Genomic DNA, 22875 nt, shown 5'->3' with positions numbered 1-22875 from the left:
TCACTTCTGCTTTGTATCTTTGACATTAGAAAGATGAATGAGTTATTGCCGCATTGGTCGATTGGGAAACTCATCAATTACATTTTATAAACCGAGACTCGTTTTGGGTATTAATGGCGGGCCGCGCCTTCGGGTATTCCGATTTATCGGAACGGCGGATTACAAAGATACCGGGACACTCAAATCCTGTCATAAGGAGTTTCGACTTATTCCACCGATGCGGCTTCTTATAGAAAGCAGATTAGCAAGCGATTACATCAATTTGCAGTCTGCTTTTTCAATTTTATCTCCTTTGCTGTCCGGCCGGTAAGCCGCTAAATTAACTATGAAACCTATCTTTAAACAATACTGGGAATTGTTTCTGGTTTTTTTTAAAATCGGAGCCTTCACCTTTGGTGGCGGCTACGCCATGGTTCCGTTAATCCGGAATGAAGTTGTCAAAAAGAAGAACTGGCTCGATGATGAAGAATTTATGGATATGCTTGCCATTGCTCAATCCATGCCCGGGCCGATTGCACTGAACACTTCCCTGTTTGTAGGAAACAAAAGGATGGGATTTAAGGGAAGTCTGTTTTCAGGATTGGGAATTATCCTGCCTTCGTTTCTGGTTATCCTGCTCATTGCCATTTTCTTTGTACAGTTCAAGGATAATCCGGTTGTGGAACGAATTTTCAAGGGTATCCGGCCGGCTGTAGTAGCATTGATTGCCGCACCGTTGCTGGGCCTGGGAAGATCGGCAAGAATATCGCTGAAGAACGTATGGATTCCGGTGGCGGTAGCTCTTTCGGTATCACTGGCCGGGGTTTCACCAGTTTATATTGTCTTGGCAGCTATTTTGCTGGGGATATTGCATTTCGCTCATGTCAAACGAAAGATCAAAAGCTGACGGATGGAACTTTTGGATGTATATGTATCGTTGTTTGCCGCTTTCCTCAAGATAGGCCTTTTCGGTTTCGGTGGAGGGTATGCTATGCTCCCTCTTATTCAACAGGAAGTAGTGGATACGCACAAGTGGATATCTGTAGCCGATTTTACGGATATTGTCGCTATTTCTCAAACCACCCCCGGGCCTATTGCCTTTAATTCGGCCACATACATCGGTTATTCCGCTGTTACCGACATGGGATTCAGCACTTTTCACGGCATTATCGGATCGGCTGTATGCACACTGGCTGTCAGCATTCCCTCGCTGGTTATTATGACGGTTGTCTGCGCCTTCTTCGCCAGACTAAACAACAATCCTTGGATGCGCGCCTCCCTGTCGGTTCTGAAACCGGCTGTCATCGGATTGATTGCGGCAGCTGCACTGATGTTGATGAACAATTACAATTTCATCGATTACAAGAGTTGGATCATTTTTGGAGGGGTATTCCTGGCTTCCTTTAAAAAAGTAGATCCGATTTTGTTGATCTTCTTATCGGGTGTGGCAGGATTGATCGTATACTGATAGGCCAGTCTTTCAGCGCCATTCTCCAGGTAGATGATTCCGCAATAGGAAAATCCGAGCTTTTGCAGTATGTTTTGCATCACTTTATTGTCTCGGTGTGTATCAATACGGATGTTACCGCATTTTTCCAGGCACCAGGAGATGCAGGTTGCTGCAACACCCTTGTGTTTTCCGGAAGAGGCAATGCGGTGAATAACCCCGTAAGGATCATCGTTCAGCCACGATCCTTCAAAGATATTAAGATAAGTGGGCTCCTCACCCACCCTAAAATAAAATGTTCCTGCAATCCCGTTATCTTCGTCCAGACAAACGTAACTGTGTTCCCGACCTATATCCTCAACGAGAAGTTCTTTTTTCGGATAACCGTCCACCCATTGTCCTGCATTACCGGTTTGTTGCATAAAACGGCGTGCGGTCTCATAGATTTGCATTAGTTGTGGCAAATCGGCCGGTTGTGAGGGGTGGATTCTTATGAGCATAAGCGACCCGTTTATTTCTTCGTTTTTTTTGCCGGAGTTTTAGCCGTTTTAGATTTTTTTTGGGGAGCCTCTTTGGTAGAATCGGTTTTTTGCGTCCCGTCGTCAATAATCCCTTTGCATTGTTCAAATGTCAATTCTTCGGGTTTTTGCGATTTCGGAATTTTAAAATTTTTCTTGTTGTAAGCAATATAGGGGCCGTATCTACCGTTTAGAACCTGTAATTCCGGATCTTCCGTAAACGTTTTAATGATTTTCTCCCTGTCCTTTTTCTCCTTGGCTTCAATCAGCTCAACCGCTTCTTGGGCGGTAATCTTCAAGGGATCAACACCTTTAGGCAATGAAACAAATTTATTATTGTGACGGATATAGGGTCCGAAGCGGCCTACACCAACGGTCATCTCTTTTTCACGAAACTCACCGAGCGAACGGGGCAAGTCAAACAACCGGAGTGCCTCCTCCAGCGTTATGGTTTCTATCGACTGCGTCTTTTGCAAAGAAGCGAACAACGGTTTTTCTTCTTCATCAGGAGTACCGACCTGCACCAACGGGCCATACCTGCCTATTTTAACCGATACCTGACGCCCCGTTTTAGGGTCTTGTCCCAGCACCCGTTCGCCGGCCTTGTGCTCCATCCTCATCTCCATGGTCTCTTCCACAATCGGATGAAACACTTTATAGAAATCTTTTATAGCGCTGTTCCACTGACGTTTACCTTCAGCAATTGTGTCAAAATCTTTTTCAACGTTCGCGGTGAAATGGTAATCCACAATTTTCGGAAAAAACTCCACCAGGAAGTCATTCACCACCGTGCCTATATCGGTGGGCACCAATTTATTTTTATCGGTTCCTGCCGTTTCCTTTTTATCGGTATCCTTTATTTTTCCGTTTTTCAGGGTAAGGATGTTGTACAACCTTTCTACACCGTCCACGGTTTTCTTTTCAACATACTCACGATTCTGAATGGTTGAAATGGTGGGTGCGTATGTTGATGGACGGCCTATCCCCAATTCTTCCATTTTGCGTACCAGCGAAGCTTCGGTATACCTTGGTGGACGTTGGGTAAAGCGTTCCGTGGCAATCGTTTCCTGCATAGGCAACACCTCTTTCACCTTCATCGGGGGGAGTAACCCTTCTTCATTTTCACCGTTTTCCTCGTCGGTACCTTCCAGGTAAACACGCAAGAACCCATCAAATTTGATTACTTCTCCCGTGGCAACAAATTTTCCTTCGGCATTGGATATATCTATGGTGGCCACCGTCCTTTCCAACTCGGCATCTGCCATCTGCGAAGCGATGGTGCGTTTCCAGATCAAATCGTACAAACGCTTTTCCTGGGCAGTCCCCCCCGCTTCATGCTCGTTGATGTAAGTCGGCCGGATGGCTTCGTGTGCTTCCTGTGCACCTTTGGATTTCGTTGTATATTTTCTGATTTTCAGGTAATTCTCCCCGTACTGCCCGATGATCTCGGCCTTGGCGGTGTTTATGGCAAGGGCCGACAAATTAAAGGAGTCCGTCCTCATATAGGTTATCCTTCCCGATTCGTATAAGCGTTGTGCCACCATCATCGTCTGTGCCACGGAAAAACCAAGTTTTCGGGATGCTTCCTGTTGAAGGGTAGATGTGGTGAACGGTGGCGCAGGCGATTTCCTGGCCGGCTTGGTAGTAACATCTCCCACGCTGAAAACCGAAGTTTTTAGTTTTTCCAGCAAGGCCAATGCCTCCTCCTTTGTTTTCAACCGTTTGTTGTATTCGGCTTTTATCTCGTATTGTTGTCCGTTTTCTTCCTTGATAAACAAGGCCACAACACGGTAGGCAGCCTCTGTCTTGAAGTTCTGGATTTCGCGCTCACGTTCAACAATAAGCCTTACAGCCACCGACTGGACCCTTCCCGCAGAAAGTGCGGGTTTTATTTTTCGCCATAAAACGGGTGAAAGTTCAAACCCGACAATCCTGTCCAATACGCGTCGTGCCTGCTGGGCATCGACTAAATTTCGGTTTATCTCCCGGGGATTTTTTACGGCTTCCTGGATGGCAGGCTTGGTTATTTCGTGAAAAACAATCCGTTTAGTGTCTTTATTTTTCAAATCCAACACATCGTATAAATGCCAGGATATGGCTTCTCCTTCACGGTCTTCATCAGATGCGAGCCAGACAGTTTCTGCGTTTTTAGCGGAAGCTTTCAACTCCGTCACAACCTTTTTCTTATCTGCCGGGATCTCGTAAATGGGTTCGAAATTATTGTCTATATCAATGCTAAAATCTTTTTTCTTGAGATCACGGATGTGTCCGTAACTCGACATCACTTTAAAATCGCTGCCCAGGAATTTCTCAATAGTTTTTGCCTTTGCAGGCGACTCAACGATAACCAAATTCTTTGCCATTCATCTTGTTTTATATTCCCGTCGGGATATTTCACTTCATTTTCGGTAGCAAAAGTAGTAATTTTGTATTAGCAAAAAGAATTTTTCACTCTTTTTCAATTTTTACGCCATAAATTTGTGAAAGGCTATCGTGTAACCGTTGGAATTCCGACTTCCGGATGCGGAGCTTCATCGTACAGCTCTCTTTGAAGTTCTGTTCCCAAGAAACCTCTTCAAATTGCTTCAGGGTACGCATCACGTCGTTAAGCAACACATATTCGAAACGAACGGTAAGGGCCCGGTCAACCGTCTTCTCAACAATTTCAGCATTTTTAACGGCATCTTCCGCCGCTTCTTTATAAGCTTTGATCAGTCCGCTTGTACCCAGGAGTGTTCCGCCGAAATACCGGATAACAATAATTAAGACGTTGGTAAGTCCGTACGAATTTATTTGTCCCAGTATGGGCCTTCCTGCTGTTCCGGAAGGCTCGCCATCGTCGTTTGAACGGTACTCCTCCCTTTCCGGCCCCAGCATATACGCCCAACAAACGTGTCGTGCATCGTAATATTTTTTGCGGTGCTCATCCACAATTCCTTTTACTTCCTCGGGCGATTCCACGTGAAAAACAAACGAAAGGAATTTGCTTTTTTTTTCGATGATATAACCTTCGGCCGCTTGTTCGATAGTCTTATAGGTGTCTTGCATAGGACAAAAGTAGTAAATTACCATCAAAAAAGCGATACCGGTTGGTATCGCCTTTTTGGTTTTGTAAAACGCCGGACATATACCGGATTATCCGCACTTCGAAGCTCCGCAGTTGCGGCATTTGAGGCATCCCTCTTCAAAGACCAGCGATTCGAAGCCGCATACGGGGCATTTCTGGCCTTTCGCTTCGGTTTCGTTAGGTAGATAGCGCTTCAACGCCCGTTCAACGCCGTTCTTCCACGTGTTGATGGTTTCGCTGTCCAATTCCAATCCCGATACCAGCTTAATCACCTGATCGATAGGCATGCCGTAACGCAACACTCCCGAAATCAGTTTCGCGTAGTTCCAGAACTCCGGATTAAACTTCCCGTCCAACCCTTCAATAGTCACCTTGTACCCCCTCCTGTTCTGGAACTGGAAGTCGTAATGTTTGCGACCGTCGTTATCGTATGCTTTGATGATCTTCCCGGAGGTAACGTTTTTAGGCACCATGATACCATCGTCCTCATCGTTGATACCCGTAAAGATCTCGTAAGGCCTTCCGTTGAGCAACCCGATAAAAGCAATCCACTTCTCTTTGTTGTTCTGGAATTTAATCACATCGGCATCCAGTTCGGTAGGACGGGAAGTGACTACCTGCGGCAGTTCGTAACAATCCGCACTTGTCTTTTCTTCCTCCTTGTTGTCGTTTGTAATAAGCACACCCGAGCGTGATCCGTCGCGATACACCGTACAACCCTTACACCCGCTTCTCCAGGCTTCCATATAAAGCTCACCCACGAGTTCTTCGGTCACATCACCGGGTAGGTTGATGGTTACGCTGATGCTGTGGTCCACCCATTTTTGCACGCGCCCCTGCATACGCACCTTCATGAGCCAGTCCACGTCATTGGAAGTAGCTTTGTAGTATGGCGATTTTGCCACCAGCTCGTCAATCTCTTCGTTCGAATACTTTTTTGCGGTAGGATAACCGTTTGCTTCCATCCAGTTCACAAATTTGTGGTGGAAGACCACGTATTCCTCCCACGAATCTCCGTTTTCATCCACAAAATCGATTTTCACGTCCTTATCGCTCGGATTGACCTTGCGGCGACGCTTGTAAACCGGCATAAAAACGGGTTCTATTCCCGATGTGGTCTGCGACATCAAACTGGTTGTCCCCGTAGGAGCAATGGTCAGGCAGGCAATGTTTCGACGGCCATGCTTCACCATGTCCTTGTAAAGCTGGGGGTCTTCTTTCTTAAGCCTGTTCACAAACGGGTTGTTCTTCTCCCTTTCGGTATCATATATTTCAAATGCTCCGCGTTCTTTCGCCATCTCCACCGAGGAAGCATAAGCGTTGAGCGCCACCATCTTGTGCACCCTCTCCGAGAAATCGTTTCCTTCTTCCGAACCGTAGCGGACCCCCAAAGCGGCGAGCATATCGCCTTCGGCAGTTATGCCTACCCCTGTGCGACGGCCTTCGAGTGTTTTCCGGCGGATTTTCTCCCACAAGTTACGTTCCGATGATTTCACCTCTTCCGATTCGGGATCGCTGTTGATCTTGTCGAGGATCTTATCAATCTTTTCCGACTCCAGATCAATAATATCGTCCATGATGCGCTGAGCCAGACGAACGTGTTTTCCGAAAAGCTCAAAATCGAAATAAGCGTTTTCCTTGAACGGGTTCATCACGTAAGAGTAGAGGTTAATTGCCAGCAGGCGGCAGCTGTCGTAAGGGCACAACGGAATTTCACCGCAAGGATTGGTTGAAACCGTCTGGAAACCCAGGTCGGCATAACAATCGGGAACCGATTCACGGATAATCGTGTCCCAGAACAACACTCCCGGCTCGGCCGAACGCCATGCATTATGCACAATTTTTTCCCAAAGCTCCTGCGCGTTTATCGTTTTTTCGTATTTCGGCGTGTCCGAATCAATGGGATACTTTTGAACGTACGGTTTTCCTTCGGATGCAGCCTTCATGAAATCATCATCGATTTTCACCGAAATATTGGCTCCGGTAACTTTTCCCTGCTCCAGTTTAGCGTCGATAAAATCCTCGGCATCCGGATGTTTGATGGAAACGCTCAGCATCAGCGCGCCCCGACGTCCGTCCTGCGCCACTTCGCGCGTGGAATTGGAATACCTTTCCATAAACGGAACCAGCCCCGTAGACGTGAGTGCGGAATTCTTAACGGGCGATCCCTTGGGACGGATGTGCGACAGGTCGTGCCCCACTCCGCCACGACGCTTCATCAGCTGCACCTGTTCTTCATCGATACGGATGATCGCCCCGTAAGAGTCGGCGCTGCCACCCATCCCGATCACAAAACAGTTGGACAACGATGCAACCTGAAAATCGTTTCCGATCCCCGTCATCGGGCTTCCCTGCGGAATGATGTATTTAAACTGGTCAAACAAATCGAACAATTCTTTTTCGCTCAACGGATTGGCGTATTTTTTCTCTATTCTTCCCACTTCGTTTGCCAGCCTCCAATGCATATCTTCAGGCGTCTTCTCGTAGATATTGCCTTCACTGTCCTTCAAAGCGTACTTGCTGACCCAAACCTTTGCAGCCAGTTCATCGCCTCTAAAATACTCCAACGATGCGTTGTAAGCCTCGTCGAAAGTATAAATTTCTTTTTTCATCAATTAATTTTTTTTTTGACCGATTAATTCAACTATTTCCCAAATAACAAAACACAACGTTTCCCACAGTATGGTTATTTGGGATTACAAGTTTAAGAAATGTTTCAAAGTTAACAAAACGAATCAATAAAAAGTTTTCAACAAAGTGTAAAGTTTTCCAAATAAATTTTTAGTTATCTTATTTAAAGCATTTTAAGTTTTCAAGAAGCAAGAAAAGTTTTCTATTTTGTTCAACTCATAAGTTAATCAATCGTTTACATTAATAATTTTTCAGAGTTTAACTTTCCGTCCAAACTTAAACTAAAAAAACACCCAGCGGCTGTAAATCGCTGAGTGTTTTGACAATTGAATAAAAAATTATTGAAATATGAATAAATCGGATACCGGTTTATTAAATATCTTTCACCGCTCCCATAAACAAAACGGCACCGGTAGAGTTTTCCTGGATAAGATAAATAAAAGGTTTGTCTGCATTGAAAACTACTTTTTGCGGAATTGCGGGCATGGAGGTTAGTTCCATACCTACGGTCGTAACAGCAGCAGCTTCCGTTCCTTGCTCGTCTGTGCTGATGTAGGTATCTTGTTTTACAAAAGCAATCCGGGCCGGAAAAGCCGACATCCGGCTAAAATCGGCAGCATCGCGAAAAGCCAATCCCATCCCCATATTTGTAAGAACTTCGTTCAGTTTCTTGCTGTATTTGGTTTTGAATTTCGGAAGATATAATTCCACTTCGTATTCATGCAATGCAGCTCTTATTTCTCCCCAGTACTCCTTGTTTTGCAACGCAGACACCACATCGGCCTGTTTTTTATTGCTTTTAGGCAACAGAACCAACATGCTGAACGCCTGATTTCCGTAAGGCAACTGGATCACCTGCATGGTTTCATCTTCGGTGTAATTGAATTTTGTGGTTTGACACATCATGTCTACCGTTTGTTTTGTACCGTTTTCGGTTGTGAACGGTTTCTTCGATGTGTTTTTTGCATCAAATTTTGTTGTCCAGCTTCCTTTGAAGTAAATCGCATTCAACAGGTACATCAAGTCATAGGCATTGGTTTTATCAATGACCTCTTTAATCAGGTTATTGGTATTGTCCGCTGCCCATTGGTTAATGATATCTTTCGTTACCGGAAGTGAAAAATCCACCGGCTGCACCGTTGCGTCGTAATAATCGGTATTGGTTTTGATAAAACCGGGCTGGATGGTTACGAATTTATTTGTAAAAATGGCATTGGCAATTGATAATTGAGTTGATGGATCGGTTTTCAGTAACGCCTCTTTCAACTTTTTGTAGTAACCGTTGATGTCGTTGTCGGAATAACTTTCCATTTTCAGCGTTTTCTGCATCGTCGTTTTGGTTTCTCCCGCAGCACCGTTCCACGTCATTGCCAAAGCCATGCTCAAGCTAAAAGGCGAGACCATAAAACTTTGGTCTTCCTCTTTAGCCTCCTCGTCGAAAACGTTGGAAAAAAATTCGAAAGCAAACTGTTGATCAGTTTTAACCTGCTGAGCTTCCTCGGATCGAAGTTCAATTTTCACCGGGGCCGGAAGATTTTTCGTGACTGTTTCAACACCTGATTTTTCACAACCGGCAAAAAAGACGATGGGAAAAAGTAACGAAGCACTAACATTTTTCATTGAGTCCATATCCTTAAAATTTACAGGGTTTATTTTTAGATGGGATTTCGAATAAAAAGCTGCATGCGACATTGTTAAAAATACATAAAACAAAAGATTCCTTCTTTTTCAAAGGATGTTGTTGCAAAATCCACCCGAAAAACAAATAAATTAATTACTTTTGCAGATTAAATTTATCCACTTTTTTAATTGACTGATAATGAGAAAATGGCGCATTGAGGATTCGGAGGAACTGTACAACATAGACGGTTGGGGAAACGGATACTTCTCTATAAACGAAAAGGGAAACGTACAAGTTTCGCCCCGTAAGAAACCAGGCGGATCAGTTGATTTGAACGAGTTGATGCGTGAGCTTTATCTCCGCGATGTTTCTGCTCCGGTTCTGGTAAGGTTCCCCCAAATTCTGGACAACCGGATCGAAAAAATATCGACCTGTTTTGAAATTGCAGCCAAGGAGTACGGTTACGCATCTCAAAATTACATTGTCTATCCCATTAAAGTCAATCAGATGCGCCAGGTAGTAGAGGAGATCGTGACTTACGGAAAACGATTCAACATCGGCCTTGAGGCAGGATCCAAACCCGAACTACACGCTGTTCTGGCCATTAATACCAGCGAGGATTCCATCATTATTTGCAACGGCTATAAAGACGAAAGTTATATAGAACTGGCTTTGCTGGCGAAAAAAATGGGAAAAGAAGTTTTCATCGTGATTGAAAAACTGAATGAACTTGAACTGACCATCGAAATTGCCAAGCGGCTGAAAGTGAAGCCAAATATCGGTATCCGCATTAAATTAGCCAGTTCGGGCAGCGGAAAATGGGAAGAATCGGGCGGTGACGGAAGTAAATTCGGGTTAAACTCCAGTGAATTGCTCGAGGCACTCGACTTGCTTAAGAAACACAAAATGACCGACTGTTTCCGGTTGATTCATTTCCACATAGGCAGCCAGATTACAAAAATAAGGCGTGTGAAAACCGCTCTGCGTGAAGCATCTCAATTTTACGTCCAGCTTCATCTACTGGGATTCAACGTTGAATTTGTGGATATCGGCGGCGGACTGGGTGTGGATTACGACGGAACACGTTCATCGTACAGTGAAAACAGCATCAACTACTCCATTCAGGAATATGTGAACGACTCGGTATTCTCGTTCGTGGATGCAGCAAACAAAAACGAAATCCCCCACCCCAAGATCATCACCGAGTCGGGACGTGCCCTTACGGCACACCATTCGGTACTTATCTTCGAAGTGCTGGAAACGGCAACGTTACCCGAATGGGGAGAGGAGGTGGAAATCCAGGAGAACGACCACGAGCTGGTAAAAGAGTTGTACAAGATCTGGGACAACCTTTCCCAGACGCGCATGCTGGAAGCGTGGCACGACGCACAACAGATCCGGGAAGAATCTCTCGACCTGTTCAGTCTGGGAATGCTTGAGCTGAAAACGCGTGCTCAGGTGGAACAGCTTTATTTCTCCATTATCCGGGAAATTAACTTTACGATCAACCGTACGAAGCACGCCCCGGAAGAGTTGCGTCAGCTCTCTTCGCTGCTGCCCGACAAGTATTTCTGCAACTTCTCGTTGTTCCAATCCCTGCCCGACTCGTGGGCCATAGACCAGGTATTTCCCATTATTCCCATCCACCGGTTGGATGAGAAACCGGAAAGAACGGCCACACTTCAGGACATCACCTGCGATTCCGACGGCAAGATTGCCAGCTATACAGCCCAGGGCGGTTTTCATCAATCGTTCATCCCGGTCCATTCGCTGAAGAAAAATGAATCGTACTACATCGGGGTTTTCCTGGTGGGTGCCTATCAGGAAATTCTAGGCGACCTGCATAACTTGTTTGGCGACACCAACGTGGTCCACGTTGTAACGGACGAAAATACAGGATATAAAATAGAGCAGGTAATTGATGGGGAGACGGTTGCCGAAGTATTGGAGTATGCACAGTATAATGCCAAGAAGCTGGTTCGTACGGTTGAAACCTGGGTAATGAGCTCGGTGAAAAAAGGAAAAATTTCGGTGGAAGAAGGAAAAGAGTTCCTGTCGAATTACCGTTCGGGACTTTACGGATATACCTATCTGGAGTAAAATGAATAATCCCCACAAAAAAAGGCCGCAAAACGGCCTTTTTTTAATACCTTTAAATCGGTTTAGAACGAAAACTTCCCGTCAATCTTCATTGAAAACGTAACGGACGTTGTGATGTCATTCGTTGCCCTGTAAGTTAAAACAACGGTAGAGGCACCCTTATTAACAACCTCATCGAGGACTTTCTGCAGAAAATTAAGCTGAGGCAACTCTTTGAATGAGGCATTGGCTGTAATCGTTGGCAAGTCCAGGTTTGCCTTTGAATTACTTTTCAAAGACAGTTTCACATTGGTTAATTCAACAACCTGACCCGAAGTAATTCCACCTACAGATATTACGGATGTTGTCTGTACTAATCCACTTTCGACCCATTTCTCATATTGTGATAATGCTGAGAAATCACTTAATTTAAACGTTATTTCCGAGGAGGTTGTATTTCCGGCTGCAGCAATTATACTGGTTGACTTCGTGGCTGAAGCATTTTGCGAAACGGGTAAATCATCAGGTTTGCTGCTGCACGATGAAAATGCTACCATCAATGACAACACTACCCCTATCGATAAAATTTTTCTCATATGGTTCTGTTTTTGGGATGAATAATTCATGACAAAAATAACCAATAGGATGCAGGGTATCCTGGTTTTCTCCAGTTAAATGTGCTAAATGTGGATTATTTGTACAATTTGTTGGACAGGATGTAGTCGTAAACCCGGTTAGGCAAAAAAGCACGCACGTCCTTCCCCGCACGGATGCTTTCCCGGATAAATGTAGAGGAAATTTCCACGACGGGCGCGTCCACCAACCGGACATTTTCTGTATGCAGGCCATTTATCAGAACATCTTCTCCCAAGCGCGGGTAGACCAGAATTTTAAATTCTTTTGCCAAGCGTTCATTGTCTTTCCACCGCGGAAACTTTACCCAGTTGTCGCTACCGATAAGAAGCGTAAATTCCAAACCGGGATTTTCGGCTTTCAGCTTTGTCAATGTTTCTATCGTGTAAGAGGGTTTCGGCATGTCGAATTCGATATCCGAAACAAGCAGGCGGTCAAAATCCTTAACCGCCAGCCTCGTCATCTCTAACCGGATATTGTCCCCAAGCAGGCTCTCGGCCTCCTTTAACGGATTATGCGGCGTGACCAAAAACCAAACCTCATCGAGATAAGTGAATTCCAGCATATAGTTTGCCAGTATCAAATGCCCGATGTGAATCGGATTAAAGGAACCCGAAAAGATGCCGACTTGCTTTTTCCTCATCAACTCTATACTTCAACCGCCTATAGGCTACGCTCGCTTAAACAGGGATATGACCCAAAGCAGGAGAATGGCTCCCACCAACGCGGTAATCAGGCTTCCTATCAATCCGTCACCCGTACCTATTCCCAACAGATCGAAAACCCAGCCACCGATAAGCGCACCCACAACGCCAACAACGATATTCATCAGCAGTCCGAAACCACCTCCGCGCATAATATTCCCCGCGAGCCATCCGGCCACTGCTCCAATAATGATAAACCACAACCAACCCATACCATTTATTTTTTTAAAAGTTTACTTATCAACAGATAAACAGAGAAAGGCGTTGATTTGTTTTCATTTTTTCGGTAAATCACCTAACTCATTCGGTTTTTATAGTCCTCGTAACCGAACTGCCTATACAGTTTGAACTCGCCGTCTTTTGTCCAAAGGCCGATAGAGGGATGCGAAACACCGTTGAACATGGTGGTTTTTACGGTGGTGTAGTGAATCATATCTTCAAAAACAACCTTATCGCCCACTTGCAACGGAGCCTCAAAAGACCATTCGCCCATAAAGTCACCGCTCAAACAACTGTTGCCTCCCATCCGGTAAGTGGGCTTCCCGGCCACAGGATCGTGATACGCACCACGGATCCGCGGTTTGTAGGGCATCTCTAAGCAGTCGGGCATATGACAGGAGAAAGAAACGTTAAGCATAGCGGTCAGGACACCTTCGTTTTCCACTATATCGGCAACGTCGGCCACCAGGACTCCCGTCTGCCACGCAAACGCGCTGCCGGGCTCCATAATGATCTCCAGGTTGGGATATTTTTTCTTAAAATGGATAAGCAACCCGATTAAATGTTCCACATCGTAATCTTCGTGTGTCATCAGGTGACCTCCGCCCAAATTCAGCCACTCCACCTTTTTCAGAAAATGCCCAAACTTCTGTTCTACAACCTCCAATGTTTTTTCCAGGTCGTACGAATTATTTTCACACAAGTTGTGCAGGTGTAGCCCGGACACTCCTTCCGGCAGGGTATCACCCATATTTTTTGCCGTAACCCCCAACCGTGAACCCGGCATACTGGGATTGTAGAGATCGGTCTCCACCACCGAAAATTCGGGATTGATGCGGATTCCGCATTTAACAGCACCGGCCGAGGTAACTACCTGCGGGTAAAACCGGTGAAACTGCGACAATGAGTTGAAAGTGATGTGGCTGCTGTATTTCAGAAACAGCGGAAAATCATAATCGGTGTACGACGGGGCATAAGTATGCGCAGGACTGCCCATTTCCTCGAATGCCAGCTGCGCTTCGGCTACCGAGCTTGCCGTGGAATGACCGATGTACTCCCGTACAATGGGAAATGCCTTCCACATGGCAAACGCTTTAAATGCCAGTATAATATTAACTCCGGCCTTTTCTTCCACCGATTTTATCCGTTGCAGGTTTTTGCGGAGCAACCGCTCTTCCATTACATAGCACGGAGAAGGAATTTTACTGAGGTCGATCATATTTATTTTTTTCGTAACGCAAATCTACACAAAAAATCGGTGAACGGTGCCCCTGCGTATAAAAAACAAGCAATTGTCACAGAAAAGAGAGAGTACTAGTTTCTGAAATACACGTTTTCATCAATAGCATCAACTACAATCGGTCTGGAGTTATCCACCTTACCGGAAAGAATATCTTTCGACAACTGATTGAGTACTTTACGCTGTATAACCCGTTTCACGGGACGCGCACCAAACTCGGGATCGTATCCCGCTTCCGATATGCTCCGTACTGCCTCGTCGGTATATTCCAGTGCGATACCGTTCCCCGCCAGCATTTTCTTTACGCTGTTCAGCTGAATACGTACGATTTGTGCTATTTCCTCCTGTTTGAGCGGGGCAAACATAATAATATCGTCTATACGGTTCAGGAATTCGGGGCGAATAGTTTGCTTCAGCATATTCATCACCAGGTTCTTGGTGTTTTCAACAATCTCTTCCCGGTTGCGTTCGGTAATTTTCTCAAAATTCTCCCGGATAACATTCGAGCCCATGTTGGAAGTCATGATGATGATCGTATTTTTGAAGTTCACTACCCTACCCTTGTTGTCAGTCAGCCGGCCATCGTCCAGCACCTGCAGCAGGATATTGAAAACATCGGGATGTGCTTTCTCAATTTCATCAAACAGCACCACGGAGTATGGTTTTCGGCGGATGGCTTCGGTCAACTGCCCCCCTTCATCGTAACCCACGTATCCGGGAGGCGCCCCGATCAGCCGTGTTGCGCTGAATTTCTCCTGATATTCGCTCATGTCGATGCGGGTCATCATGTTTTCATCGTCGAACAGATAATCGGCCAGGGCTTTTGCCAGCTCAGTTTTTCCCACTCCGGTCGTTCCCAGGAAGATAAACGAACCGATCGGGCGTTTCGGGTCGCTCAGTCCGGCACGATTACGGCGTACGGCATCAGCAACGGCGGTAATGGCTTCTTCTTGTCCGACAACACGTTTATGCAGCTCTTCCTCCAGGTGGAGCAGTTTCTCGCGTTCGCTTTGCAACATTTTGCTCACGGGAATTCCGGTCCACCGTGAAACCACGTCTGCAATATCTTCAGCATCCACTTCTTCTTTAATCATGGCGCTGCCACCCTGTGTTTCGTGCAACTGATTTTTCAGTTGCTCGATTTCCGCCTCCTTTTCCTTTATTTTCCCGTATCGCAATTCGGCCACTTTTCCGTAGTCACCTTCCCGTTCGGCTTTTTCTGCCTGGAATTTAGCATCTTCAATGTCAATCTTGTTCTGCTGTATCCGGTTGATCAGCTCCTTCTCCGATTGCCACCGCGCCTTCAGCACATTTTCCTCTTCGCGCAGGTTCTCGATCTGCCTGGTCAGCATTTCTTCCTTGGCTGTATCATTCTCGCGACGGATAGCTTCACGTTCAATTTCCAACTGCTTAACGCGACGCATAATCTCGTCCAGTTCATACGGTACAGAATCCACCTCCATGCGTAATTTTGCCGCTGCCTCGTCCATCAGGTCAATGGCCTTGTCGGGCAGGAACCGGTCGGTGATATACCTGTGCGACAGTTGCACGGCAGCAATGATCGCTTCGTCCTTGATACGCACCTTGTGGTGGTTTTCATACTTTTCTTTCAATCCCCGAAGGATGGAAATACTGTCCGATTCCGTGGGCTCATCCACCACAACCGTTTGGAAGCGTCGTTCTAGCGCCTTGTCCTTCTCAAAATACTTCTGATATTCATCCAGCGTGGTAGCACCGATAGCGCGCAACTCACCCCGTGCCAACGCAGGTTTCAGTATGTTTGCAGCATCCATGGCTCCATCGCTTTTTCCGGCACCCACAAGCGTGTGGATTTCATCGATAAAAAGAATAATCTCTCCCTCTGCCTTCACCACCTCGTTGACCACCGATTTCAACCGTTCCTCAAACTCTCCTTTATATTTTGCCCCGGCAATGAGCGCACCCATATCGAGGGAATAAATCTCTTTGCTCTTGAGGTTCTCGGGTACATCTCCACGAACGATACGGTGTGCGATTCCTTCGGCAATGGCTGTTTTTCCGGTTCCCGGCTCACCGATGAGAATGGGGTTATTTTTAGTACGCCTGCTCAGGATCTGGAGCACGCGGCGAATCTCCTCATCGCGGCCAATAACGGGGTCGAGCTTGCCGTTTCTGGCCCTGTCGTTCAGATTCACGGCATATTTTCCCAGCGATTGATAGGTATCTTCCGCAGATTGGCTGGTCACTTTTTCACCTTTGCGCAACTCGTTAATGGCCGATTGGAGCGTGTTCTGTGAAATTCCGGCATTTTTCATCAACTGCGAAGCAGTGTTCTTCTCGCTGATGATTGCCAGCAGTAAATGCTCGAGCGACACGAACTGGTCGCCCATTTTGTTCGCAAAATCGGTAGATTTCTGAAAAACCGCATTGGTTTCACGGCTCAGCATCGGATCTCCGCCTGAAACGCGTGGGTACGATTCAATCTCCTTATCCACAGTTGCCTCCAAGTTTCTCACATTCACTCCCAACTTCTGAAACAGAAAATGGGTAACGTTTTCGCCCACCAGCATCACACCTTTGAGCAGGTGAGCGGGCTCAATCATCTGCTGATTGCTTGCCTGCGTCAGATCAATGGCCTTCTGAACGGCTTCCTGGGCTTTGATTGTAAAATTGTTAAAGTTCATATGTTGTTTTTTTAGATTTTCAAACCTCGGCGCCAAGAATCAAGAAAGACGAAAAGAGACTGTCAGTCGGGTAGATCTTTTTGTTAAAAGTCTTGTTACTTGCATCTTGGCGTTCTACTTTTCAGGTGCAATTTTCTTGCCAAAGAGAAATTTATGACGATTTGGCAGGGACTCACTTCTCCAACTGTTCCACGGCTTCTACCAACCGGATAAACTCGTGCCGATACCCGTTCGGATCGTTGCCCAATCCTTTACGGGCAAGATTTATCACATCGGAATATTTTGCATTGCCTGTGAAATTGCTGTCGCGCAACAGTTGTCCGAACATGGCCGCCGCCATGGCGAAGTTGAAGTCCTGCGAAGCATTTAGATTCATCCGGTTTGCCAAGACGGGAACTTCCAGTTTCCTGCTCACATCTTTATCCGGCTCTTTGTAACGAAGTTTTACGGTCAGCAATTCTTTGGAATCGGGGAATTTGGGTAACGATACATCGTTTCCGGTTTGTTGGTATTTCAATTTATCCACGCTGCCGACAGGCACATTCACGCCAACAGGAACAATTTCGTACAGAGCCGTAACGGTATGCCCGGCGCCAAGTTCGCCCGCGTCTTTGGTATCGTCGTTAAAGTCTTCGTCGTTGAGCAACCGGCTTTCGTAGCCGATTAACCGATAGGCATTCACAAAGTTAGGATTAAATTCCACTTGCAGTTTCACGTCCTTAGCAACAGCGTACATCGTACCGCCAAATTCGTTTACCAACACTTTGTTTGCTTCCTGCAAGTTATCGATATATGCGTGATTACCATTACCTTTTTGTGCCAGCGTCTGCAGTTTGTTATCCTTATAATTCCCCATCCCGTAGCCGAGAACGGTTAAAAAAACGCCCGATTTCCGTTCGCTTTCAATCAGCGACTCCAACTCGGTTGGACTTGAAACACCCACGTTAAAATCACCGTCGGTACATAAAATCACCCGATTATTTCCTCCTTTCACCAGATTCTTTTCCGCAATCTTATACGCCAGTTGAATTCCGGCGCCTCCGGCGGTGGAACCTCCGGCCTGAAGATTATCCAGCGCTTCAATTATCTTCTGTTTATCCGAAGCGCTTGTCGATGGCAATACTTCGCCCGCAGCTCCGGCATACGTAACAATGGCTACCCGGTCTTTCGGGCGCAGGTTGTTTACCAACAGTTTCATCGATGCTTTTACCAGCGGCAGTTTATTGGCGCTGAACATCGAGCCGGAAACATCGAGCAAAAACACAAAGTTGCTTGCCGGCAACGTTTCCGAAGGAATTTCTTTCGCCTTTACCCCGATACGCACCATCTTGTGCTTTTTGTTCCACGGGCAAACCGCCGTTTCGGTAACAATCCGCACCGGATGCCCTTCCGATGGCTGCGGATAATCGTAACTGAAATAATTAATCATCTCTTCTACGCGTACCGCATCTTTTTCCGGCATTTGCCCCTGATTGATCATCCGCCGGATATTTCCGTACGATGCCGCATCCACATCCAACGAGAAAGTGGATAACGGATGCTGAACGGCAGACAGAAATCGGTTTTCTTTAAACGCTTCGTATTCTTCCGAATTATCTTCTCGAACGACAAATGGAGGCCGCATCGGTGGCATAACCCTCATCTCGGCTTGACGGGCAACGCTTCCCACGATCGATGTTTTCTTCTGTGTTCCGAAAGCAACCACTACCACTTCATCCAACGTTTGCAAGTCGGGTTTTAAATAAACATCCAGTTGGGATTTTTTCACTTTTTTTTCTTGCTGCAAATAGCCAATAAATGAAAAAACGAGCGTTTCACCCTTTTCGGCTTTTATCCGATATTTTCCGTTCACATCGGTTACCGTTCCGTTGTTAGAGCCTTTTACCGTCACGGTTGCACCAACAATAGGCGATTTGTCTTGCGCATCATACACCGTTCCGGTCACTTCCATTTCCTGCGCGCGGGCAGAAAAAATAAAACCTGTCATAAACAGAATCATCGCGATTCGTTGAAATGTCGTTTTCATAATTTTTTCGTTTTAAAAATGAATATTTGTTGAACTTCTGTCTAAGAGATACAAATCGGGATGAAAATCCATAAACAAACCGATAAATTTTTAAATACAAAGGGCGTCACTCCAAGTAACGCCCTCCATAAACACATAGATCAGCAAGTAAATCAATAAAGCAACCCAAACATCCACAATGGGATACGTTTGCCGCTACCATATTCTATATCGTCAGAAACTACAAAAGCATATTCCAGTCCTTCAATTTGTTTTCTTGATTTTTGCTTTCCTCCGATCTCGAATGTAAATTTTCCGTCCACCAAAAAATCGGAAGCATCGCTATACTGCAAAACATGTCCGTATTGAACCTGATTGGCGAAAAATGTTTCCCGCAGATTGCCTTTGTTCACATTTTCGGTATTCAAAACGTACATCAAATTGGTATTTCCGAGGTATATTTTCTCCGGTTTTTGCAACGCGCTGATACCCCGGGAATCCTTGTAAAGCGAAATAAGCAATTCCGTTTCTTCCAGGTATTTTAAATAGGTGGTTAGCGTCGCGCGCGAAATGCCAATGCGTTCGGCTAATTTGCTTACATTGGGTATGAACGGGGTTGATTGCGAAATAATTTGCAGCAATTGTTTGATCCTGTGCACATACGCGTAGTCTACATGGCGAAGCAAAGGCAACTCAATTTCGAGTATCATGTTCACGGTTTCCTCTAAACGTATCGGAAAACGCTTGGGATTTTCAACATAAAACGGATAATATCCCTCACGTAAATAATCATCAAAATATTGCAACGGCCTGAACAAGGACAAAACTTCATCGGAAATGTCGGAATGCCGCTCCAGAATATCCGGAAAGGAATAGGTCGGAAGACGGATACCGTGAAACATTTCCATATATTCACGAAACGAAAGACCGGGCAAGTGATATATATCGGCACGACGCGACAAGTCGGCACGGGCATTCAATATTTCCAACAACGAAGAACCCGTGAAAACAATGCTTAATTGAGGATAATTGTCGTATACGTTTTTTATCTCCTGTGCCCACGAAGGATATTTATGCACTTCGTCCAGAAAAAGATATTTGCCGCCCCGCTTCACGAAATCATCAACTAAATCACTCATTTTATGATTGGTAAACCAAATATTATCGAGGCTGACATACAGAACATCAGTACTGTTTCCATAGTTTTGCTTAATGTATTGAAGCATCAACGTAGTTTTGCCCACACCGCGCGAACCTTTTATTCCGATTAAACGTGAGTTCCAATCAATACGGTTTACAAGGGAACGCACAAAAGTTGTGTCTGTCCATTTCAATCGTTGCCGGTGTATTTCAATTAATAAATCCATAAAACTTCATTTTGCTATTTATAGATTGCAAATATAGCACATTTTTGTCATACATACATTGCAATAATTAGTATTTTTTGTAATCTGCACATTACGATTTTCACTGCAGATGTTAAATGAGGGTATTACCCAAGTGCCCTCAGTTTAAATCTTAGAGACCATTTCCGCAAACAAACCGATAAATTTCTTATTTTTGTGAATCGGGATAAATGTATTTATTGAAACAGTAAATTCTTGAAAACCAATAGGAAAATAACAAACCTATCGAACGGAGAATTGTTTGAACGGTATAAAAAAGGACGTCAAACAATGTACTTCCACGAATTGTTCCGTCGATACATTCCGATGCTGTACGGATTATGCCTAAAATACCTCGGTAATGAGCCCGATGCGCAAGACGCCGTAATGGATTTATTCGAAGATCTGAATCAAAAGATCACAAACTACGAGATAAGCAACTTTCATTCATGGCTTTATACCGTGGCTAAAAATCACTGTTTATTGAAGATAAGGAAAGACAAGCACGTTTTTTTCGAAGATATAAACGAATCGGTTATGGAAAACGGCGATTTTTTTACTCCATTAGATGAAGAGAAGACGAACGAAGAAAAATCGGCGCTGGATTATTGTATGGCAAAGTTAGGTTCAGAGCAGCGGACGAGCATCGAGTATTTTTATTACGAAAGCAAGTCGTATGCCGACATCGTTTCCCTGACAGGCTATACGTTAGAGAAAGTAAAAAGTTACATCCAGAACGGAAAAAGGAATTTGAAGAATTGCATTTTACGGCTAAGAGCATTAAACGAAGAGCAAAGGGTCCAAACACGCAACACGTAACACGCGACATTTTGACAAAGTGAATTTAAAAGATTACATACACGGAAAACGGTACGGGAAAGAGGCTAACCGCTTAGAACGGGAAGCCATGAACGATCCGTTCCTGCAAGACACCATCGACGGTTACGATTCGGTGCCGGGCAACCATGTTGAAGCTATAGAAAAGCTGGAAAAACGGTTTGCTCCGCAACCCAAACACATCGATAAACGCGTCTGGCTATGGGCTGCGGCTGCCGTGCTTGTTTTGCTTATCGGCCTACCCTTTCTGCTTCGCCAACCCGATACAAAAGACGTTCAGGTTGCATCGGTAGAATCCCTGAAAAAAGAAGAAACCACTCTTTCTCCCAAAAGAGATTCCGTTCTCGTGGCCGATCACACGCCGCCAAAAACAGCAGAAGAAAGAACGGCAACTACCGTGCAAAAAAAAGTTGAAGTTCGGGTAAAAGAAGTACAGCAAGCTGTTGAGGCTGAAAAAACTGCCGAAATTGTCAGCGAAGAAATTTTGCAACTTCAAGCACCCGAAAGGATGGCAGAGGCTATTGAACCGGAACAGGTATCAGTTGCAAGAGCCGCCTTACCCAAACAGAAAGCCATTCAGGGTAAGGTGGCTGCCGTAACTGCCGTCTCCCCGAATACAAAAACCATTTCGGGAAAAATTGTGGATGAGATTGGAGAACCCATTATCGGAGCAACCGTAAACGTCAAAAATACCCATCTAGGAGCAGTCACCGATATGGACGGGAAATTCCGGTTAACCGTTCCCGAAGATGAGAAAGGCATGCTGGTTGCTTCTTTCATAGGAATGAAAAATGTTGAAATGCCTTTAAAAGAACATTTAGGTGACGTTGTGATGAAATCAAACGATATGGCTTTGGATGAAGTGGTTGTTGTTGCTTTTGGAACTCAGAAAAAAGAATCGGTTGTGGGTTCCACAACAACGGTAAAAGACACTGTCCCTGTTTTCGGAGAAACCGAATTCAGGCATTATTTCGAAAAAAATCACGATAAAACCGTTTGTCCGGATGAGCCGATTTCGATTAAAGTGGAATTTTATGTGAACGGGCAAGGACGACCGGGCAGCATCGCTATTAAAGAAAACTCGTGCCAGAAATTGGAGACCGAGATCAAGCGGTTGTTGTTGGGATCTCCTCCCTGGTCGGAACGTAACCAGAAAGTAACGTTAAATTGGACATTGAATGAGTAACGAAAAATTTTACACCGCGCGGGAAGAAAAGGCCAATTACCTCACCCACGCTGCCGGGGTTTTAATGGCCCTGGTTGCGACTGTCCTCCTGCTTCGCAAGGCGATACTTGCCGATAACCGTTGGGCAATGCTAGCTTACGCCATTTTCGGTTTCGGGATGCTGGCCTGCATGCTTTCATCCACCGTTTATCATTTTGTGCAGGAGCCTGGACGAAAAGTGAAATGGCGCCACTTCGACCATGCAAGCATCTACCTCCTGATCGCGGCAAGCTACTCACCGTTCACGCTGATTTTATTGCGCGAGGAGCGCTTCTGGGGATGGCTACTGTTCGGACTGGTCTGGATCATCGCGCTTGTTGGTATTGCCGTCAGTTTTGGTGAACTAAAGAAAAACAGTCATTTAAAGACCGCATCGTATGTTTTTATGGGTTTAGTGGTTTTGGTTGCTTTTAAACCGCTCATAGAAACGGCAAACGAAAAAAACTGCATCGAAGTTATTGGGTGGCTTATAGCCGGAGGCGTCTTTTACATTACCGGCGCCATCATCTACGCTACAGCCAGGCGTGAATTTGTTCACGCAGTTTTTCACCTGTTTGTGCTTTTCGGACTAGCAAGCCACATTATCGGTGCCGGCATTATCCCTCTTGATTAAGGCGTAATT

At 45.4% G+C, this 22875-nt stretch carries 18 protein-coding genes; 6 read left to right on the top strand and 12 right to left on the bottom strand.

All coding sequences use genetic code 11. The features are described from left to right. Positions 1-325 precede the first annotated feature (325 nt). Together AACM02_RS08735 and AACM02_RS08730 are read left to right on the top strand one after the other, a co-directional pair. Positions 326-886, top strand: a complete 561-nt coding sequence (locus AACM02_RS08735; protein WP_214062537.1) for a chromate transporter — start codon at positions 326-328, stop codon at positions 884-886. A gap of 3 nt (positions 887-889) precedes the next feature. Beyond that, positions 890-1447 (top strand): chromate transporter, encoded by a 558-nt coding sequence (locus AACM02_RS08730; protein WP_332455642.1) that lies wholly within the window; start codon positions 890-892, stop codon positions 1445-1447. On the opposite strand, the gene AACM02_RS08725 is transcribed toward AACM02_RS08730, so the two are convergent. The 5 genes from AACM02_RS08725 to AACM02_RS08705 form a co-directional block, all read right to left on the bottom strand. Beyond that, a complete protein-coding gene (locus AACM02_RS08725) occupies positions 1339-1920 on the bottom strand; it encodes a GNAT family N-acetyltransferase (protein ID WP_332455655.1) in 582 nt (193 codons plus the stop codon). The genes AACM02_RS08730 and AACM02_RS08725 overlap by 109 nt on opposite strands. Positions 1921-1937: 17 nt before the next feature. Then, complete coding sequence (topA, locus tag AACM02_RS08720; RefSeq protein WP_332455641.1) at positions 1938-4307, bottom strand: type I DNA topoisomerase; 2370 nt, start codon at positions 4305-4307, stop codon at positions 1938-1940. Positions 4308-4392: 85 nt separating this feature from the next. Further along, the gene (locus AACM02_RS08715; protein ID WP_332455640.1) at positions 4393-4992 is read right to left on the bottom strand and encodes a YigZ family protein; all 600 of its coding nucleotides are present in this window, start codon (positions 4990-4992) and stop codon (positions 4393-4395) included. Positions 4993-5079: 87 nt separating this feature from the next. After that, positions 5080-7623 carry an adenosylcobalamin-dependent ribonucleoside-diphosphate reductase gene (locus tag AACM02_RS08710; protein ID WP_339116712.1) on the bottom strand — a complete coding sequence of 848 codons (2544 nt, stop codon included), beginning with the start codon at positions 7621-7623 and terminating at the stop codon, positions 5080-5082. 391 nt (positions 7624-8014) lie between these two features. Next, positions 8015-9271 (bottom strand): serpin family protein, encoded by a 1257-nt coding sequence (locus tag AACM02_RS08705; protein WP_339116711.1) that lies wholly within the window; start codon positions 9269-9271, stop codon positions 8015-8017. Positions 9272-9461: 190 nt separating this feature from the next. On the opposite strand from AACM02_RS08705, the gene speA reads away from it, so the two are divergent. Beyond that, a complete protein-coding gene (speA, locus tag AACM02_RS08700) occupies positions 9462-11363 on the top strand; it encodes a biosynthetic arginine decarboxylase (RefSeq protein WP_339116710.1) in 1902 nt (633 codons plus the stop codon). A 62-nt stretch (positions 11364-11425) separates the two neighbouring features. Here the strand turns inward: speA and AACM02_RS08695 are convergent, their stop codons facing one another. From AACM02_RS08695 to AACM02_RS08665, 7 genes are all read right to left on the bottom strand, one after another. Continuing rightward, the gene (locus tag AACM02_RS08695; protein WP_339116709.1) at positions 11426-11938 is read right to left on the bottom strand and encodes a hypothetical protein; all 513 of its coding nucleotides are present in this window, start codon (positions 11936-11938) and stop codon (positions 11426-11428) included. Between the two features lie 95 nt (positions 11939-12033). Next, positions 12034-12618, bottom strand: coding sequence for a nicotinate (nicotinamide) nucleotide adenylyltransferase (nadD, locus tag AACM02_RS08690; protein WP_332455635.1), 585 nt, complete (start codon positions 12616-12618; stop codon positions 12034-12036). Positions 12619-12645: 27 nt separating this feature from the next. Next, complete coding sequence (locus AACM02_RS08685; protein ID WP_214062276.1) at positions 12646-12891, bottom strand: GlsB/YeaQ/YmgE family stress response membrane protein; 246 nt, start codon at positions 12889-12891, stop codon at positions 12646-12648. An 83-nt stretch (positions 12892-12974) separates the two neighbouring features. Continuing rightward, positions 12975-14117, bottom strand: coding sequence for a carboxynorspermidine decarboxylase (nspC, locus tag AACM02_RS08680; protein ID WP_339116708.1), 1143 nt, complete (start codon positions 14115-14117; stop codon positions 12975-12977). A gap of 95 nt (positions 14118-14212) precedes the next feature. Beyond that, positions 14213-16801: an ATP-dependent chaperone ClpB gene (clpB, locus tag AACM02_RS08675; protein WP_339116707.1), complete on the bottom strand. Its 2589-nt coding sequence runs from the start codon at positions 16799-16801 to the stop codon at positions 14213-14215. A 172-nt stretch (positions 16802-16973) separates the two neighbouring features. Beyond that, positions 16974-18800 (bottom strand): von Willebrand factor type A domain-containing protein, encoded by a 1827-nt coding sequence (locus tag AACM02_RS08670; protein ID WP_339117449.1) that lies wholly within the window; start codon positions 18798-18800, stop codon positions 16974-16976. A gap of 179 nt (positions 18801-18979) precedes the next feature. Continuing rightward, a complete protein-coding gene (locus AACM02_RS08665; protein ID WP_339116706.1) occupies positions 18980-20173 on the bottom strand; it encodes an AAA family ATPase in 1194 nt (397 codons plus the stop codon). A gap of 309 nt (positions 20174-20482) precedes the next feature. Here AACM02_RS08665 and AACM02_RS08660 point away from each other — a divergent pair, with 309 nt between their 5' ends. The 3 genes from AACM02_RS08660 to AACM02_RS08650 are packed head-to-tail and all read left to right on the top strand — an operon-like array spanning position 20483 to position 22866. Then, complete coding sequence (locus AACM02_RS08660) at positions 20483-21010, top strand: RNA polymerase sigma factor (protein ID WP_332455631.1); 528 nt, start codon at positions 20483-20485, stop codon at positions 21008-21010. Positions 21011-21029: 19 nt separating this feature from the next. After that, positions 21030-22214: a carboxypeptidase-like regulatory domain-containing protein gene (locus AACM02_RS08655; protein ID WP_339116705.1), complete on the top strand. Its 1185-nt coding sequence runs from the start codon at positions 21030-21032 to the stop codon at positions 22212-22214. Continuing rightward, positions 22207-22866 (top strand): hemolysin III family protein, encoded by a 660-nt coding sequence (locus AACM02_RS08650; RefSeq protein ID WP_339116704.1) that lies wholly within the window; start codon positions 22207-22209, stop codon positions 22864-22866. Before AACM02_RS08655 ends, AACM02_RS08650 begins: the two co-directional genes overlap by 8 nt. Positions 22867-22875 lie beyond the last annotated feature (9 nt).

This window comes from Petrimonas sp. (assembly GCF_963921705.1).
In the GTDB taxonomy this organism is placed as follows: Bacteria; Bacteroidota; Bacteroidia; order Bacteroidales; family Dysgonomonadaceae; genus Petrimonas; species Petrimonas sulfuriphila.
Note: the sequence above shows the minus strand (reverse complement) of the source record. Positions and strands in the feature narration are given on the sequence as shown.

Excerpts from the sequence above, each read along its gene's own strand:
- AACM02_RS08670 (WP_339117449.1), bottom strand. The coding sequence starts at position 18,800 with ATGATTCTGTTTATGACAGGTTTTATTTTTTCTGCCCGCGCGCAGGAA.
- AACM02_RS08710 (WP_339116712.1), bottom strand. The coding sequence starts at position 7,623 with ATGAAAAAAGAAATTTATACTTTCGACGAGGCTTACAACGCATCGTTG.
- AACM02_RS08715 (WP_332455640.1), bottom strand. The coding sequence starts at position 4,992 with ATGCAAGACACCTATAAGACTATCGAACAAGCGGCCGAAGGTTATATC.
- AACM02_RS08685 (WP_214062276.1), bottom strand. The coding sequence starts at position 12,891 with ATGGGTTGGTTGTGGTTTATCATTATTGGAGCAGTGGCCGGATGGCTC.
- topA (WP_332455641.1), bottom strand. The coding sequence starts at position 4,307 with ATGGCAAAGAATTTGGTTATCGTTGAGTCGCCTGCAAAGGCAAAAACT.
- nadD (WP_332455635.1), bottom strand. The coding sequence starts at position 12,618 with ATGAGGAAAAAGCAAGTCGGCATCTTTTCGGGTTCCTTTAATCCGATT.
- AACM02_RS08695 (WP_339116709.1), bottom strand. The coding sequence starts at position 11,938 with ATGAGAAAAATTTTATCGATAGGGGTAGTGTTGTCATTGATGGTAGCA.
- AACM02_RS08660 (WP_332455631.1), top strand. The coding sequence starts at position 20,483 with ATGTACTTCCACGAATTGTTCCGTCGATACATTCCGATGCTGTACGGA.
- AACM02_RS08665 (WP_339116706.1), bottom strand. The coding sequence starts at position 20,173 with ATGGATTTATTAATTGAAATACACCGGCAACGATTGAAATGGACAGAC.
- speA (WP_339116710.1), top strand. The coding sequence starts at position 9,462 with ATGAGAAAATGGCGCATTGAGGATTCGGAGGAACTGTACAACATAGAC.
- AACM02_RS08650 (WP_339116704.1), top strand. The coding sequence starts at position 22,207 with ATGAGTAACGAAAAATTTTACACCGCGCGGGAAGAAAAGGCCAATTAC.
- AACM02_RS08705 (WP_339116711.1), bottom strand. The coding sequence starts at position 9,271 with ATGGACTCAATGAAAAATGTTAGTGCTTCGTTACTTTTTCCCATCGTC.
- AACM02_RS08735 (WP_214062537.1), top strand. The coding sequence starts at position 326 with ATGAAACCTATCTTTAAACAATACTGGGAATTGTTTCTGGTTTTTTTT.
- clpB (WP_339116707.1), bottom strand. The coding sequence starts at position 16,801 with ATGAACTTTAACAATTTTACAATCAAAGCCCAGGAAGCCGTTCAGAAG.
- AACM02_RS08730 (WP_332455642.1), top strand. The coding sequence starts at position 890 with ATGGAACTTTTGGATGTATATGTATCGTTGTTTGCCGCTTTCCTCAAG.
- nspC (WP_339116708.1), bottom strand. The coding sequence starts at position 14,117 with ATGATCGACCTCAGTAAAATTCCTTCTCCGTGCTATGTAATGGAAGAG.